The 16,744-nt window shown below is 63.9% G+C and carries 10 protein-coding genes; 1 reads left to right on the plus strand and 9 read right to left on the minus strand.

Annotated features, from left to right (window positions below; all coding sequences use genetic code 11):
• Positions 1-98: 98 nt before the first annotated feature.
• The 9 genes from DF286_RS02760 to DF286_RS02800 form a co-directional block, all read right to left on the minus strand.
• The gene (locus tag DF286_RS02760) at positions 99-851 is read right to left on the minus strand and encodes a hypothetical protein (protein ID WP_158274600.1); all 753 of its coding nucleotides are present in this window, start codon (positions 849-851) and stop codon (positions 99-101) included.
• A gap of 62 nt (positions 852-913) precedes the next feature.
• On the minus strand, positions 914-3,070 hold the full coding sequence (locus DF286_RS02765; RefSeq protein WP_243444839.1) for a beta strand repeat-containing protein: 2,157 nt from the start codon (positions 3,068-3,070) through the stop codon (positions 914-916).
• A gap of 72 nt (positions 3,071-3,142) precedes the next feature.
• Positions 3,143-4,147, minus strand: a complete 1,005-nt coding sequence (locus DF286_RS02770; protein WP_109270053.1) for a hypothetical protein — start codon at positions 4,145-4,147, stop codon at positions 3,143-3,145.
• A gap of 65 nt (positions 4,148-4,212) precedes the next feature.
• Complete coding sequence (locus DF286_RS02775) at positions 4,213-6,684, minus strand: beta strand repeat-containing protein (RefSeq protein ID WP_109270054.1); 2,472 nt, start codon at positions 6,682-6,684, stop codon at positions 4,213-4,215.
• Between the two features lie 67 nt (positions 6,685-6,751).
• On the minus strand, positions 6,752-8,554 hold the full coding sequence (locus tag DF286_RS02780) for a beta strand repeat-containing protein (protein WP_109270055.1): 1,803 nt from the start codon (positions 8,552-8,554) through the stop codon (positions 6,752-6,754).
• A gap of 68 nt (positions 8,555-8,622) precedes the next feature.
• Entirely contained in the window at positions 8,623-10,896 is a 2,274-nt protein-coding gene (locus DF286_RS02785) for a beta strand repeat-containing protein (RefSeq protein WP_158274601.1), read from the minus strand.
• 245 nt (positions 10,897-11,141) lie between these two features.
• Positions 11,142-12,110: a CsgG/HfaB family protein gene (locus DF286_RS02790; protein WP_109270057.1), complete on the minus strand. Its 969-nt coding sequence runs from the start codon at positions 12,108-12,110 to the stop codon at positions 11,142-11,144.
• A 3-nt stretch (positions 12,111-12,113) separates the two neighbouring features.
• A complete protein-coding gene (locus DF286_RS02795) occupies positions 12,114-12,494 on the minus strand; it encodes a curli assembly protein CsgF (RefSeq protein ID WP_243444691.1) in 381 nt (126 codons plus the stop codon).
• 568 nt (positions 12,495-13,062) lie between these two features.
• On the minus strand, positions 13,063-14,163 hold the full coding sequence (locus DF286_RS02800; RefSeq protein ID WP_109270059.1) for a helix-turn-helix transcriptional regulator: 1,101 nt from the start codon (positions 14,161-14,163) through the stop codon (positions 13,063-13,065).
• A gap of 186 nt (positions 14,164-14,349) precedes the next feature.
• Here DF286_RS02800 and DF286_RS02805 point away from each other — a divergent pair, with 186 nt between their 5' ends.
• Positions 14,350-16,686, plus strand: a complete 2,337-nt coding sequence (locus DF286_RS02805) for a TonB-dependent receptor (protein WP_109270060.1) — start codon at positions 14,350-14,352, stop codon at positions 16,684-16,686.
• Positions 16,687-16,744: the final 58 nt, after the last annotated feature.

Consider the following 16,744-nt stretch of genomic DNA (forward strand, 5'->3'; position numbering starts at 1 on the left):
GTCGCTGTCCTGTTCCCACGCTGGGTCATGCCTGCACGCAGGTTATAGCAGGGCCGGTGACGGAGACGAAATGCCAGCCATGTTGCCGGACGCCAGGGCTACCATCCACCAGTCTGGGTGATGAGCAAGTTCCCACCGCCATTCTGAGTGATCTGGGTCGGCTGGTTGCCCTTGGGGAGATTGTTGCCGTTCTGGACCCAGACGAGGCGGTTGCCGTCGTTGTTCTGGGTGGCGTGCATCTCATTCTCGTCGCCCTGTTGCTTGAGCAGGGCCTGATTGTCCGACCCGTTCTGGACAAGCGACATCTGATTGTCGGAGCCGAATTGGGCCATGATCGCGCCATTGCTGGCCGCGGTGGACGTCTGGCTCGCGGTCAGCTGATTACGATCGCCCGCCTGGACCGCATAGAGGACGGTCTCGCCAGCGCCTTGCTGCGAGACGGCGGCCCGGTTCTTCTCACCGAGCTGCTTGACCAGCGCGAAATCGCGATGGGTGCCCTTCTGCGTGACGTCCGCCTGGTTGTCGTCGCCATGCTGCCAAACGATCGCGAGGGAGTCCGAATTGGTCTGGGTTACATCGGCGCGGTTATAGTCGCCGATCTGCGTGATGTAGGCGCCATGGCCCGGGAGGGGCGTAATTTCGAAGTCGGGAACCTCGCCACCATGGCCATTGCCGGAGTTGCCCTGTTCTCCCTCGTTGCCATTATTGCCGTTGCACGGATTTCCCGTGCCGACACCGGGGCCGATACCACAGGGATCGCCGGGTGGAATTTTGTCATTGTCGGCCCATGCGGGCGTCGTCGAGACCAACCCCAGCACGGCACATGCGGTGATTAGTATTCGTCTGCCCATCATCGGCTCCTTCACGTTCAAAAAGCCGGCTGGCGCCCAGTTCGGGCGCCAGCCGTAGTTACTTACTGACTGACGATGGCGAGGTTGCCGATGCCGGTCTGGCTGACCGTCGAGATCGACGCGCTCGCCTGCGTCACCTGCGCGCTGTTGTCCGTGCCATTCTGCGTGATGGTGGACAGGGCGCCGGCGCCCGACTGATCGACGGTGGCGATGTTGCCGTTGCCGGTCTGCGTCACGAAGGAGTCAGCCTCGGCGCTCTGCGTCACCGACGCCGAGTTGTTGGAACCGCCGCCTTGCGTGATCTCCGAGTAAGCCGAGAGGCTGCTCGCCGTCTGCGTCAGCGTGGCGGTGTTGTCGCCGGCATTCTGCGTCACGAGCGAAGAGCCGCTGTCGCCGAGTTGGGAGACAAAGGCCTGTGAACCGTCGGATCCGACATTCTGCGTCACGGTCGACGCATTGGAATCGCCGATCTGCGAGACATAGGCTTCCGCATTGCCGTGCTGCGAGACGGTGGACACATTCTCCGCCCCGTCCTGGTCCACATCGGCCAGCGCACCGGCGCCGGTGATCGTCTGGATGACGTCGGACTCATTGTTGAGGCCGGTCTGGGTGACGAACGCTTCCATCCGCGGCGGAGCGCTGTTGGCGCCCGACTGCGAGACGTTCGAGTCGTTCCCTTCACCGTCCTGCGTGACGTTGGCGTAGCCGTCCTCGGCACTCTGCGTGATGTTGGAATAGTTGCCGATGCCGGCGAGGGAGCTGGTCTGCGATACGATCGCATCGGCGCCGCGCGCCGCCGTCCCCTGCGAGACGTCGGATTCGTTGCTGCCCCCCGACTGGGTCACGGAGGCGATCCCGAAACGCGCATTCTGGATGATGCCGGAATCGTTCGCATCGCCGGTCTGAGTGACCGTAGCGCTGACATCGTCGTTGCGCTGCTGGATGTCGGAGACGTTGTTGTTACCCGTCTGCGCGACCGACGCCACGGCGTTGTCACCGTTTTCGTCGGCCGGATTGAACGTGCCCGCGCCCTGGAAAATGGTGGAGCGGTTGTCCACGCCATCCTGATCGACGCTGACCGACGCGCCATCAGCCCGCTGCGAGGCTTGCGAGTAGTTCCCGGAGCCGTTTTGCGCGATCGTCGCCGTGCTGTTCGAGTCGCCGATCTTATTGGCTTCGGCGGGCGGCGGACCGCCCTGGTCGAGCAGCGACTGATTTCCGTCACCCGTTTGCGTGACGCCGGCACTATTGCGCTGGCCGAGCTGGGTCACCGTGGAAATGCTGGCTCCATTTTGCGACACGGTCGCGCGATTCCCCGGAGCGCCCGCGGCCTCGTTGGACTGTGCGATATCCGAAATCGCGCCGCCGTCCTGGCTCACCGTAGCGCTATGGCCTTCGCCCAGCTGATTGACGGTGGAGAGGTCGCCGCCATTCTGAGCAACGTCGGCGGTATTGGCACTCCCTTCCTGCAGGACGAGCGAATAACCGTCCGTGCCATTCTGGGAGACACCAGCCACGTTGTCAGTGCCCGTCTGGATCACTCCTGAGAAGGAGGAGATTCCGGCCTGGTTGGTGATCGCCGTGTTGCGATCGCCAACCTGGAGTACGCCCGATCCGTCGTTCAGCCCCGTCTGAGTGATGCTAGCGATGTTGCTAGTGCCCAGCTGAGCGATGCCCGCGCCGTCGGCCTCACCGGCCAGAACTTCCTCGACGGTCGGGATGGCCGGATCGGTGCCTGCTCCGGTCTGGCTGATCGTGGCGGTGTTGCCGCCACCGATCTGGAGAACTCCGGCGGCCTGGCTGTCGCCTTCCTGGGTGAGCTCCGCGCTGTTCTCCAGTCCGACCTGGACGATAAGGCCGTCATCGTCGACGCTGGCTTCGCCCTGGGTGACGGTTGCGCGGTTGTCGCCTTCCTGAAGGATGGTCAGGTCACCGTCGACACCCTGCTGGGTCACCGTCGCTTCATTGGACGGGTCGGTCGAGCCGAGGGCGATGGACTGCGTCTGGCTGATGGTGACGTTGTTGTTGTCGCCCGACTGGGTGACATTCGCCTGGTTGTTGGTGCCGTTCTGTTCGATCGTCGAGTCCGTATCGCCGGTCGATCCCGTCTGATTGACGGCGGCGTCGTTGCCGAGGCCATTCTGATTGACGACGGAGTCCGAAGCGAGCGCCGGGCCAGCAGCGAAAATCGCCGCAACCGAGACCCCCGTAAGAAACATCTTCTTCACTGTTATTTCCCCCTTTTGAGCAGTTTACGGACCGGCGCCTCGCGAGAGGCGCCGGTCACTTCGTTACTGATTGACGATGGCGGTGTTGCCCGTGCCGGTCTGAGCGACGACCGAGTCATTGCTGTCGCTCATCTGGCTGACCGTGGCCGAGTTGCCGCTGCCGCCCTGCGTGATCAGCGAGTCGTTGCCGTTGCCGACCTGGGTCAGCGAGGCGAACCCGTCGACGCCGGTCTGAGCGATGGTGGACGTGTTGAGGTTGCCGGTCTGGCTGGAGCTGGCGAAGTTGGCCGTCGCCGCCGTCTCGCTGAAGCCGGTCTGGCTGATCGTCGAGGTGTTGAGCGAGCCGTTCTGCATGGCCGACGCTTCAGCGCCCAGGGCAAACTCCGGCGGCGTGGCTGAGAAACCGTCCGAAACCTGCTGGATATAGACGCTGTTGGTGCCACCAGTGCCATTCTGATTGACCGTCGCGAGCGCACCGCCATTCTGGAAATTCTGCACGACCGACGACGTGTTCTGGACGCCGGCCTGAGTGATGCTCGCGTCGTTATCGGTGGAGGTGAAGGAACCATAGTCGGAGACGTTCTCGCCGCCCGTCTGGCTCACCGTCACCTGTCCGCTGACGGCGTTGCGGCCCTGCTGAACGATGGAGCTGTTCTGCCCATAACCGCCCGCATTGTGAGTTTGGGTGACGCTGACCGTCGAGCCCGTGCCGCTGAGACCGAAGCCGTTCACATTGTCCTGGACCACCGTCGACACGTTGGCCTGGCTGGTGGCGGCGCTGCTGGTGCCGTCATCGCTCTGGGTCACGTCGACGGTGCTCTCCGGCGGACGATCGTCAGCGCTGGTCGTCACCGTGGACGTCGATCCGGTGACGCCGTCCTGGTTGACGTTGACGGTGCCCCCGCCCGTCTGCGTGATCGTCGAAATATCTGTCGCGCCAGTCTGGTCGACCGTGGCGACGGCGCTGCTGCCCGTCTGGTCTACTGTCGAGCTGTTGTTCTGCGCCATGGCGGGAGCGGCCACGAGAAGGGCTGCGATTGACGCGCCAGTAAGAAGAATGCGGTTCATGTTCAGTTCCTTTCCTGATCGTCAGAGGAACCGGCCGGCGCTCCGAAGATGCCGGCCGGCTACGCTTACTGATTGACGATGGCGGTGTTGCCGGTGCCGCCCTGGGTGACGGTGGAGAAATTCCCGTCGCTTGCCTGGGTCACGTAGGCGTTGTTCAGACCGCCGCCCTGAGTGATGGTCGAGTTGTTGCCGCTGCCCGACTGGACAAGGCGCGCTTCGTTGTCGTTGCCGCCCTGGTCGATGAGCGAGACGTTGCCGTCTCCGGACTGGGCGACGTCGACCGTGTTATCGAGCGACAGGTTGACATCGCCGTCCAAGGTCGCGCTACCCGTCTGGTTGATCACAGAGCTATTGCCGTCGCCCGACTGGCGAACGCCGGTGCTCAGGTTGAAGTTGGTGAGGAACCCGGACTGGTTGAGCTCCGAGGTGTTGCCGGATCCGGTCTGGCTGACATTGGCGACGGTTGCGTGACCGGTCTGGAGAACGGTCGAGCGGTTGTCACTCGCTGCCTGATTGATGAGGGCAAAGTTCGACGCGCCGGTCTGGGTGACATCGGAGCTGTTATCCTGTCCGACCTGGGTCACATAAGCGAGGCCGGCCGTATAGCTCCCGGAACCGTCGGAGAAGATGCCCGCACCTTGGGCCGACGACTGGTTCACCGTCGACGTCAAATTGGCACCGTTCTGACTGACCACGGCCCGATTTGTGGCCGTGCTCTGGTTGATGATGGAGCTGTTGTCGTCGCCGATCTGGCTCACGATAGCGGTCGAGTCCTCGCCCGACTGGTCGATCAGCGAGACGTTGGTCGGCGCGTTCAGCGGATCGCCGAGATTGGCGCCGCGCTGCGTCACCGACGCCGACGTGCCGTCGGCGGACTGGGTGATGCGCGAGGCGTTCCGGGCGAAATCGCCGGGCGCGACGCTGCCCTGGTCGACGGTGGCCGAGCCGACTGCCGTCTGATCGATCACCGAGGTGTTGTAGACGCCGCTCTGCGTCACGCCCGCGCTGGCGGCCGCGCTCTGGTCGATGCTGGAGCGATTGAGCGTGCCGTTCTGCCCCAGCGTCGCGCTGGCGCCGTCGGCAGATTGATCGATCAGCGAGACGTTGTTGGCGAAGGCTTCACCCGCCGACGAGGGCGGCAGCGTGTCGCCGTCCCAGTTGCGCGAGCCGAGCGTGTTGGCCCCTCCAGTCTGGGTGACATTGGCCGAAGCGCCCGCCGTTTGGGTGATCCGCGACGTGTTGTCGCTGCTCGTCTGCTCGACGATCGCGCTTCCACCATCCCCGGTCTGATCGATGTTCGATGCGTTGCGATCGCCGGTCTGGACAACGTCGGCCAGGTTCACGCCACCGGCCTGATTGATCAGGCTCGTATTTGAAGCGCCATCCTGGTCCGTCGCCGCCGTGGCATCGCCCGAAGCCTGGTTGATTTCGGAATCGTTGCCGATTCCGTCCTGCGCGATGGTCGCCGAAGCGGGCGAGGTGTCCTGCGTGATCCGCGCCTGATTGCCCGTGCCCTCCTGGAAGATGTCGGCGAAGGCGTTTTCGGCCGGAACGGCCGGCAGGTTCGGCGGGCTGGCGTCGCCCGTGCCGTCGGCCGTCTGCCGGATGACATTGGCATTGTTGCCGGTGCCGTCCTGGTAGACGTTCGCCTGCGCGAAATCGCCGTCCTGATCGATGTTGGAGATGTTGCTGGTGCCGAACTGCTGGACATCGGCGATCTGGTTTCCGCCGCTCTGATTGACGTCGGACTGATTGCCGGTGCCGTCCTGCAGCACGCCCACGCTCGCCGTCGGCTCCTCGTTCTCCAGGTCGTTGTCCGGATCGCCGACATCACCATTGACGCCGGTCTGGATGACGCCCGAACGGTTGCCGTCGCCGATCTGGCGGACGTTGGCCTCGTTGTAGAGATTGGTCTGGAGGATGTTCGAGTCGCTCGATCCGTCCTGGTAGACCGCCGCATTATGCGGGCCGCCATTCTGGGTGATGATCGAACTGGCGCTTCCGCTTTCCTGGATCACGCTCGCGCGCTGATCGAGGCCGGTCTGGTTGATATCGCTGACGGCGTCGCTCGTGCCGGCACCCTGGCTGACATAGGCCTGGCCACCCCGGCCGGATTGGTCGATGAACGATCCGGTCAGCGAGCCCTTGCCCTGGCCGGAGCCGCTTTGCACGACCTCCGCGCTGTTGCTGGCGCCGCCAAAGGCGTTCGTCTGGTTGATTTCGGAGTTCATGTCGGAACTGGCGCTCGTCTGCTCGACGGAGGCGTTGTTGTCGCCGGTCTGGTTGACCTGCGAATAGCCACCGGCGCCATTCTGGGTGACCGAAGCGTCGTTGCTGATGCCGTCCCCGCTTGCGCTCGCGGAGTTGAGCGTTCCGTTCTGACTTACATCGGATTCATTGTCGCTTCCGCCCTGAGTAACGCTCGCCTGATTGGCATTGCCAGTCTGGCCAACTTCCGAATCGTTGCTCTGCGCGATCGCCGGGGCTGTCGCGAGAAGCGCCGCAATCGACGCGCTGGTGAAGAGAATGCATTTCATTGTCTTCGTCCTTCCTCTCTGAGGGCGGACAGCGGCCGGCGTCCCTGAAGGACGCCGGCCGTCCGTCTTATTGGTTGACCACGGCCACGTTGGCCGTGCCGGTCTGCATCACGCTCGACACGTTGCTGTCCGAAGCCTGCGTGACAGTGGCCGAGTGGCCGCTGCCCTGCTGCGAGATACCGGACAGGTTGTTCGAGCCGGACTGATCCAGGATGGCATCGTTCTCGGCGCCGTCCTGGAAGATGGTCGACGTGTTGAAATTGCCGCCCTGCAACGCGCTGGCGAAGTTGCCGGACGAGGCGCCGGCGATCAGCGTGTTGGTCTGGTTGATCGTGCTGCTGTTGTTGCTGCCGCCCTGGCTGGACGACGCGCTCATCAGACGGGCGCTGTTGGTACCATCACCGCCAAACTGGTTGATGGTGCTGGTGTTGCTGCTGCCGCCCTGGGTGATCGAAGCCGTGGCGACGATCGGGTCGGGCCCGCCAGCGGGGTTCGGCGCATTGTTCACGCTCTGGTTGATCGTGGCGGTGTTGAAATCACCGATCTGCTCGACGAATGCATCGGACAGCTGGCCAGCCTGCGTGACGAAGGCGTCGTTGTCGCTGCCGCTCTGGGTGACGCCGACTAAGCCGACATCATCGCCAGCGGAGTTGGCGAAGCCCGACTGGTTGACGTTCGACAGGTTGCGGTCGCCGGACTGCAGAACGTTGAGATCGCCCGAAGTGCCCGACTGCGTGGCGTAGGACTCGTTGCTGCTGCCCGTCTGTGTAACCAGAGCTTCCTGACCATTGGTCTGGTAGGGGGTGCCCGCGACACGCCCCTGGGACAGATCGGAAATATTGTTCGACCCGCCCTGGACGACGGTCGCCGTGGCGCCGGACGACGTCTGTTCGATATCCGAGCTGTTGGTGCTGCCCGTCTGCGTGACCGAGGCCGTCGCGCCGGCATCGTCCTGCTGGAGAATGACGGACGTGAGGCCGGTGCCGGTCTGGCTGACCGTCGCCGCGGCGTTGCTACCGAGCTGATCGATGTCCGAGTTGTTGCCGTCACCATCCTGGTCGACGGTGGCGTCGTTGCCATTGCCCAACTGGTTGACGTCCGAGCGGCTGTCGCCCGCCTGCGTCACGTCGGCGAAGTTGCCGTTGCCGTTCTGCAGGATCAGCGAAGTCGCGCCGACGCCGCTCTGGTCGACGAAAGCATCGTTGCTGTTGCCGAGCTGATCGATGGCCGACGACACGCCATCGGTATCCTCGCCGCTCTGCGTCACCGCGGCTTCGTTGCTGTTGCCGACCTGGTTGATGTCGGAGCTGGCATTGCCGCTGAGCTGCTGCGCGACGGTACCGCGGTTGCCGCCTCCGCTCTGCGTGGTGATGGCATAGAGATTGTCACCGCGCTGATGGGTCGCCGCATAGTTCTCGGTGCCGTCGCCAGGAACGGTCTCCTGGTCGATAACCGCCTGCTGGCCCTCGCCCGGAGCATAAGCCTGGGCGACCTGGGCACGGTTGTTGCCCGTCTGGTCGATCTGCACCGAGCCGTTGTCGCCGTTCTGGGTTACATCGGCGATGTTGCTGAGCTGCTGGCTGTAGGGCTCTTCGCTCTGCGGAACGCCCGTCGGGGGCACGTCGGCGCCGTCCTGATTGATAGTGGCGGTGTTGTTTTCGCTGCCAGCGCCCTGGCGAAGCACCGTCCAGTTGTCGGCGCCCTGCTGGGTGACGGTTGCATCACTGCCCGTCGTGTTGGTCTGGATGACTTCCGCCTGCTGGGCGAGGCCGCCCTGCGTGACGGTCGCCTCGTTGGTGCCCGCGGCGAAAGCCGGGACGGTGGCAAAGAGCGCAATGGCGGAAACCGAGCTAAGAATGGTACGCTTCATGTTTAGGTCCTCCCGAAAATGGCCGAAGCCGATCGGCGTCCCCGAAGGCACGCCGATCGGGTCAGCGGTTACTGATTGACGATGGCGGTGTTGCCGGTGCCGCCCTGGGTGATCGTCGAGACATTGAAGTTCGACGACTGAGTTACCGTGGCGGTGTTGAGATCGCCCGCCTGAGTGATCGTCGACAGGTTGTCGCTGCCGGACTGGGTCACGGTTGCGCTGAGATTGTCATTGGTATTGTCAGCGTCGGCCAGGCCCTGATCGATGAACGAGCTATTGTTGTCCCCGGTCTGGGTCACGTTGGCGAACATGGCGCCATTATTTCCGGCATTGCCTTGGTTGATCGACGAGTAGTTGCTGACGCCACCCTGATCGACCTCCGCGTAGCCCTGACGGCCGTTCTGCAAGATGTCGGACTCGGCATCGACGCTGCCCGCCCGCTGCAGGACGCCGGCGCCACCCTGGTCGGTCGGAGCCTGCGCCTGATCGTTGACGACGTTGCTCGGCCCGTTCTGGATGACCGACGAGCGGCCGTTGGTCCCGAGCTGATCGACGAAGGCGTTGTTGCCGAGGCCGTTCTGCACGATCGCCGAGTCGTTGCTGCTGCCGATCTGCTCGACCTCAGCCCGATTGGAACGCGTGTTCTGCGTAATGACCGAACTATTGTCGCTGCCCTGCTGGTTCGCGACTGCACGACTGTTGGCGCCGTTCTGATTGACGTCTGAGTTGTTATTCGTTCCGCTCTGGTCGACATCGACGAGGTTCCCAACATTCGTGATGCCGGGCGTCACCGAATTCTGGTCGACAGTCGAAATGTTACTCGAACCGGTCTGGTCGACAGTCACAACCTGGCCGTTGGTGCCGCCGCCGGGGCCAGTCTGGCTGACGAAGGAATTGTTGCCCGACCCGTTCTGGTTGATGGTTGCTGAAGCTCCGGCGTCCATCGACTGCTGAACGTTGGAGAGGTTACCGGTACCCGTCTGAGCGACCGTTGCGCTCGCTCCATCGCCCGACTGTTCGACACGGGATCCGTTTCCGTCGCCGCTCTGGTCGACATCGACAATACCGTTGCTGCCGGTCTGGACGACGACGCTGTCATTGGTGTCACCGCTCTGAGCCACCGAAGCCTCGTTTAGCGTCGCGGCAGGGACGGCCATCGTGTTGGTCTCATCGACGCCCTGCAGGATCAGGCTCGTGTTGCCTGACCCGCTGCTCTGGTTGAGATTGGCCTCGTTGAAGGTGCCGAACTGGCGAATTCGGGAGAAACCGTCGTCGCCAGCCTGCGCGACGTTGGCCAGATTGTCCTCGCCGAACTGCCGGTTGATGATCGACACATTGTCGTCGCCGCTCTGGTCGACATTTGCTGTATTGCGCCGACCGGCCTCGAAGACGTCCGAATTGTTCCGATCGCCCGTCTGGCTCACGCCGACATTGCCGGCATTTCCGGCCTGACGGAGCGTCGAGATGTTGTCATCACCCTCCTGGAGGACGCTAGCGGTGTTGTTGCTCGCGCTTTGGTCGACGTCCGAGGAGTTCCGGCTACCAAGCTGATTGACGGTCGCCGAGTTGTTGCCGCCCGATTGGTCGACGTCGGAAAGGTTCAGCGCGCCATTCTGAACGACGAACGCATCGTTGCTGATCCCGCCCTGGTCGACGGTCGAGATGCTTCCGTTGCCTGCGATTCCGGGACCGGAAGACTGGCTGACTCTGGCGATGGAGTCGACGCCGGTCTGGTTGATGATCGAGCTGTTGTCCTCGCCGCGTTGGGTCGAGATAGCACTCGAATTGGTCGCAGTCGCGCTCTGGAAGATGGTGGAGCTGTCGCCCTCGCCATCCTGATCGATCGTGGCATCCGCGTCGTCGGTGTCCTGATCGACCGTTGCCTGATTTACGCGCGGCGGCGTGCTCCGGTTGTTGTTCGTCTGGCTAACGGTCGCCGTCGAGCGCGCGCCCGACTGATCGATGTCGGAGGCGTTGCCTTCGCCGCGCTGCGTCACGCCGGCGGTCGAAGCGCCGCTTTGGATGACGTTTGAATCGTTGGTCGGATCGGTGCTGTTCGGGCTGTCGGTGCCGCTGTCCTGGTCGACCGTCGCAGAAGCGCCGCTCGCGGCTGCCGATTGTTCGACGTTCGAGAGGTTGTTGGCTCCCGCCTGCGTGACGGTAGCCGTCGCGTCATTGCCCGATTGCGTGATATCGGAATCGCTGCTCGAACCCGGCTGGTTCACGGTGGCTGTGTTGCCGCTGCCGCTTTGATTGATGTCCGACGTGTTGTTCTGGGCGATCGCGCTGCCGGCGGTCAGAAGCGCCAGGGCGGAAACCGAAGTGAGAATTGTGCGTTTCATGGTTGTCATTCCTCATAGCGGGGGTGATAACCATGGAGCGCCCGGGCACGAGACCCGGGGCAACATGGCTAAATAGTTCCAAACGCCTATTTTTCCTCACGCATCGGAGTTGCCGCTCCGGTGCGTGATTTTCGTTGCCCTGGTCGCGTATTCGAGGTTCGGAGACGCCAGGGACGCTCTCGACCGACACTTTGCGGTTTCATCGCTACAGCGAAGCAACCGCTGATCGCGGACGGGCCGGCGCGCTAGCGCGCGCCGTCTTTTCTGCCCGCGTCATCCTTGTCCGACGATTCCTCCTCCTTTATCCTGAGCGGCGCGGCCTTGCGCATCTGCTCCATCGCGGATTGAACCTGTTCGGCCGAGAACACGCCTTCCCGCTCCTGGCGGTAGCGCCACAGAAAAGGCCAGCCGGCCTCGGCGTCGGCGAATTCCCAAAGCTTCAGATCGACCCCCTCGAGCACGAGCGCATAGACCGCCTTCTCGATGGCCTGCTGTAGCGCGAGTTGATCGGGCTCGTTTGTGGTAAATCCCACTTCGGCTTCCAAAAGCTCCTTGAACTCGACGAACTTGAAGGCGCTGGCGCCGAGCGCATAGGCAGCGATCGTCTTCGACGTCTGCACCGAGGTCAGCACCTCGCCCGTGCGCACCGATACGGCGCGCAGGTAGACGGTCACCGTATCCTGCCGATATTCGGTTCGCCCGCCGATGCCCAGGAAGGCCGCGCCCGAGCCGCCCGTCAGCGTGTTGCTGTCGTAGCCGACAATGCCGCCTTCCAGGATGACGCCGGCGAACAGCATCGCCGGCAGCGCCTGCGGATTGACCCCTTGCTCGCCGAGATAGCGTTCGCGCATCTCCCGGATGATGTTGCGCTCGTTCAAGAGATTGTTGAGCGATTCCCGCTCGACGATCGTGAACCAGCTGCGATTGCCGGCATCCTGCAGCGCCTTGACCAGGATCGAGGCGCCGCCCTGGCTGACGGCGCGCGACAGCGTCTGCCCCGTCTCGCTCGGCTTGAACTGGCCGGTCAGATCCGCGAAATCGTAGACCGCGACCGCGACCGGCCGCGCCGGCGGCGGCAGCGCGCCCAGCAGCTCCTGCGTCTGGGTCTTTTCCGGATAGACGGCAAGCCGCGACGTCTCGGGAATGTCCGGAAGCGCCACGCAGCCCGAAAGCAGCAACGCCGCCGCACAACAAAGCATACCCCCCTTACGCATAACTCAGTTGACCTCGATGAAGGTGGGTATGACGATCTCGGTCACTTCGCCGGTCTCGTTGTTGGTGATGTTCAGCGTGACGCTCTCGAGATCGCGGAAGAAATCGATCGTCTGGCCGCCGAACGAGATGGTGCCCTGTTGCTGCGGATTCTCGCCGAAGATGGCGTCCACGATCTGCGACGACAACGCCGAAAGCAGCCTCGACTGCAGCTGGCGGGCGAAGATGTCGGCCTGCGAGCTGCTCGACTGGGACTTGGGGTCCTTGAAGTCGTTCTGGGCATTGGCGATGCCGAGAAGATGCGCCGAATTGAACGGATTGCCCCCAAAGGAGGGATTGATCGGCTCGTAGACCAGGTCCTGAGCGAAGGCCGGCGTAGCCGACAAGGCGATACCGACAATTAGCGCCGTCGCCGCACGCCGCGGCGCTGAGCTCAGGACAAGCCATTGCTCCCTTATCCCCGCCCAGGCCCGACCCGGCCGTCGTCGGAACAACTTCATTTGACTGGACACTGCATCTCCCCCCGGAGCACTCGCGACTCGCGACTTCTGATTGCTTTACGAAGAGTTAGGGCAGGTATGCAGTGATGCGCATCCCTCATTTAGGGGAGAAAGTGTCTCATCCTGGGCGCAACTATATTATTTCTGTTCCGTTATGAAACAGTAATAGAATGCTTGAAGTTTATCGATTCCTGAATTGAAAACTTCTCCAAATCTTCTTGATGACACTGTCGCACCGCGCTTCGCTGAACTACTTAAGGTATTAATGATGTTAATAGACTGGTGACCACTATCTATTGAATCCCTATTTGTGTGATCCAAGATGACAACCGGCATCATCTTTCGTCTTCGAGAATAGCCTAGGCCAGATACCGCGCTATTCACCGAAAGCTCTGCGGCCAAGCTGACTTTGTCGCGACGCCACGTTCTGGCAGCCGCTCTGGCCGCCGCGGCCTCAGCCGAGATTGTGAAGACGCGGCAGATTGTTGATCAGCGCCACCATCTCGGACTGGCGCCCGCATCCGAGCTTGGCGGCGATGGACTTCAGCTGACTGCGGACCGTGCTGATCGCGACCCGCCTCTCCTCGGCGAGCCTGTCCAGAGACGCGCCCTGGGAGAGGCGCACCGCTACCTCGGCCTCGGCGGCAGTGAGCCCGTAGAGGGCAGCGAGCCGCCCCGGCAGAGTCCCATCGCGAGCCTCGGGATCGGTCGCGATGATAACGACCTGCCTCCCGGCCGGGCCGACGCCGACCGATGCGAGCGTGAGCTCATAGGGTCGTCCTTCCACTCGGTTGATGAAAAGACCGCCAGCTTGCGCGGCGGAAGGCGACAGAGCCCGGTCGATGGCCGCCTGCAAAGACGCCTGATCCGCAGGCAGGCGCGCGACCAGGCGTCGGTCTCGCAAGGTCAGGCCGTCGCCCCGCTGCAGGAGCGTCTCGCCGGCTTCGTTGCAATGGAGGAGATGGCCCTTGGGGTGGAGGGTGAAGACGGCATGGCCGATGGCGTTCAGCGTCGCCGCGGCGCTCGCGCGGAGCCGCTCCGCCGCGGCCAGCCTGCTGCGCATCACGATCATGCGGCGCAGATGGTCGAGGCTCGCCTCGAGGGCGCGGATCGTCTCGTCGTCGAAGGCGGGCTGGCCCTTGCCGCGATGGAAGCCCATCTCGCCGATGCCTCCTTCAAACCGAAGCACGGCGCCGACGCAGCGAAACGTGTCGTCGCCCATCGGCCGGATCCATTCATTGTAGATCCGGCTGCTCTCGTAGCTTTCCGGCGATACGAGCTCGTCGCAATTCCAGACGCGGTTGGCGCAGTCCAGTTTCGCCGTCGCCGCCGCCCAAACGTCGCAGTCCGCGAATTCCCGCTCGTACACGGCCATATGCTCTTCGGCAAAATATCCGGAATAGGATATCTCAACCGTTTCGGACTGCGGATCGCGCCAATGGATGACGCCGGACCGGGCCCCGATCGTCTCCGCGACATGGGAGGCAAGACGACCGAACGCCTCGTCGCCCACCGTCGCGTCGTAGATCGCCTCGGGACGGATCGGTCCGAGCATTCACCCCCTACTCCTCTGCTGGTCTTCTTCATCAAGAATATGAGGGGAACAGGCAAGCGTCTTTGCGACCAAAGGGCGGCGACTTCCCGTTTTAGAGCAGGACAAGTATTCCCCGTCGCCCACGCCATTCCGGCCTGGAAATAATTGCGCGTTGACAGCTGGATAGGATGCCGGTTCAACGACGCCATGCCCATTTCATTCGCGGCCGTGTTGCAAGGCCTTACTGTCCTTGCCACCGGAGCCCTGTGCTTCGCGCCGACCCCCGCCAACGCCCAAGCCACGACTTCCGCCTCAGCCGACAAGGCGGCGATCATCGTGACCGCGCGGCGGCTGGAGGAGCCACTTCAGGTCGTACCTATCAGCGTCACCGCCCTGGATGATGACGCCCTGCACGGAATGGGAGCGGAAACGCTGGCCGACGTGGCCCGCGCCGTTCCGAACCTCATCGTCGCTCCGGTCGGCGTGCTCGGCGCCGAGCAGCCGGCCATCCGCGGCATCTTCTCGCCCGCCGGCTCATCCACCGTCGGCATTTACATCGACGACGTGCCGATCCAGATTCGGTCGCTCGGATTTGCCGGCAATGCCGACATAAGAACCTTCGACCTGGTCCGTGTGGAGGTGCTGCGCGGCCCGCAGGGGACGCTGTTCGGGGCCAATTCGATGGGCGGCACGATCCGGTTCATCACCCGCCAGCCCGACCTTCACTTGTCCGACGTCCGGACCCAGGCCGAAATCGGCTTCACGAAGGGTGGCGGCATCAGTCGCGAGATCAACGGTGCCGTAGGCGGTCCGATAGTGCCGGGACGGCTCGGTTTCCGGGCCGGTGCCTATTATCGCCTCGACGCCGGCTATGTCGATCGGGTCGACCGCCGGTCGGGCGCGCTGCGTGAGCGCAACATCAACGACGTCTCCGCCCTGGCCCTGCGCGCGGGATTGAAGGCGGCGGTCGGCGAAACCGTCGAACTGACCCCGTCGCTCCTCTACCAGAAGAGCCGGCGGGACGATTACCCGCTGTTCGAGAGCAACTTGGGGCCGCATCGGCAGAGCGCCCTGCACCGCCAGCCGGGCGAGGACGAGTTCATCCTCCCCAGCCTCACCGCCAAGGCTGCACTGGGCGGCGCGGAGCTCACCAGCGTCACCGCCTATCTCGATCGGGACGACCGGCAGGTGACGGATTATTCGCTGACCTTCGGCGAGCTTGTCCTTGGCGGCCTCGTTCCGGGCCTCGTGCCCGAGGGCGGCACCCGCAGCCTCACCCGTGTGACGCAGCGAAGCTTCACCCACGAGACACGCCTGTCTTCCGCCTCGGCCGAAGCGCCGCTGCGCTGGGTCGTGGGGGCCTTCTATCGCCGGTCGCGCCTGGGGCTGACCCAATCGGTGGTGGAGCCCGGCATCAGCGATCTCGTCGAGAGCTTTTTCGGCGCCTCGATCGAGGCCGTGTTCGGCGCACCGCTCCTGCCGGGCGGCATAAGCTATCGCGGCACCGAGCGGGTGCGCGAGACGCAGCTCGCCGGTTTCGGTGAAGTCTCCTGGCGCCTCTCAGACGCGCTCGAGGCCACCGCCGGCGTGCGCGTCACTCGCTCCCGGCTCGGTTTACGCGTGCTGTCGGAAGGTCCCTATGCAGGCGGATCGATCACGCAGCCGGACGAACGGACGCAGAGGGAGACGCCCGTGACGCCTCGCTTCGGCCTCGCGTACCGGCCGACGCAGGATTGGCTTCTCTACGCCAGCGTGGGCAAGGGCTTCCGTGTCGGCGGCGCCAATCCGCCGGTGCCGGCGGGTCCGTGCGCGGCCGATCTTCGCGCCTTCGGGCGCGCCGAGGCGCCGGTCTCCTTCAATTCGGATTCGCTGTGGAGCTATGAAATCGGCGCCAAGTCCTCCTGGTCGCGGCGGCGGCTGCAACTGGGCCTGTCGCTCTTTCACATCGACTGGGACGGTATCCAGCAGCCGGTGAGCTTGTCCGATTGCGGCTTCTCCTTCGTCGACAATCTCGGCACCGCCCGAAGCCGGGGCTTCGAGCTGGAGGCGGAGGCGCGGCCGGTGCCGCCGCTGACGCTGACCGCCGCCATCGGCTATGTCGACGCACGCTTCCGCAGCACCATCCTGGGCGGCGCCATGCCCAGCGGTGAGCGCGCCATCATCGTGGAGCGGGGGGATAGGGTTCCCTACGTGCCGCGCTGGACCACGCGGCTTGCGGGCGGGTATCGGGCGGCGCTTGCCCGTTCGCTGGAGGGCTTCCTTGCGGCCGAATATCAATATTCGAGCCGCTATCGCCGGGCGCCGTCCGAGGTGGCGGTGGGATACGATCCCCGCGTTTATCGCGGCGAAGCCTATGGCAACCTCCTCGCCCGCGCCGGCATGGAGGGGGATGGCTGGACCGTCTCGGCCTTCGTCGACAACCTGCTCGACGACCGCTCGATCCTGTTCAGCAGCGCCGATTTGGTGCCGGCGACCGGCGCTCCGCTCCGGCAGCTGACGCCCCGCCCCCGGACGATCGGCTTTTCCGGTTCGCTGCTATTCTGATTTTTCAGACCTGATCGGAGACCTGTTGACGGCGAGACGCTTGTAATGGCACTGAGCG

It is taken from the genome of Sphingosinicella humi, from assembly GCF_003129465.1.
In the GTDB taxonomy this organism is placed as follows: domain Bacteria; phylum Pseudomonadota; class Alphaproteobacteria; order Sphingomonadales; family Sphingomonadaceae; genus Allosphingosinicella; species Allosphingosinicella humi.

Excerpts from the sequence above, each read along its gene's own strand:
- DF286_RS02790 (WP_109270057.1), bottom strand. The coding sequence starts at position 12,110 with ATGCGTAAGGGGGGTATGCTTTGTTGTGCGGCGGCGTTGCTGCTTTCG.
- DF286_RS02775 (WP_109270054.1), bottom strand. The coding sequence starts at position 6,684 with ATGAAATGCATTCTCTTCACCAGCGCGTCGATTGCGGCGCTTCTCGCG.
- DF286_RS02780 (WP_109270055.1), bottom strand. The coding sequence starts at position 8,554 with ATGAAGCGTACCATTCTTAGCTCGGTTTCCGCCATTGCGCTCTTTGCC.
- DF286_RS02785 (WP_158274601.1), bottom strand. The coding sequence starts at position 10,896 with ATGAAACGCACAATTCTCACTTCGGTTTCCGCCCTGGCGCTTCTGACC.
- DF286_RS02770 (WP_109270053.1), bottom strand. The coding sequence starts at position 4,147 with ATGAACCGCATTCTTCTTACTGGCGCGTCAATCGCAGCCCTTCTCGTG.
- DF286_RS02765 (WP_243444839.1), bottom strand. The coding sequence starts at position 3,070 with ATGTTTCTTACGGGGGTCTCGGTTGCGGCGATTTTCGCTGCTGGCCCG.
- DF286_RS02800 (WP_109270059.1), bottom strand. The coding sequence starts at position 14,163 with ATGCTCGGACCGATCCGTCCCGAGGCGATCTACGACGCGACGGTGGGC.
- DF286_RS02760 (WP_158274600.1), bottom strand. The coding sequence starts at position 851 with ATGGGCAGACGAATACTAATCACCGCATGTGCCGTGCTGGGGTTGGTC.
- DF286_RS02805 (WP_109270060.1), top strand. The coding sequence starts at position 14,350 with ATGCCCATTTCATTCGCGGCCGTGTTGCAAGGCCTTACTGTCCTTGCC.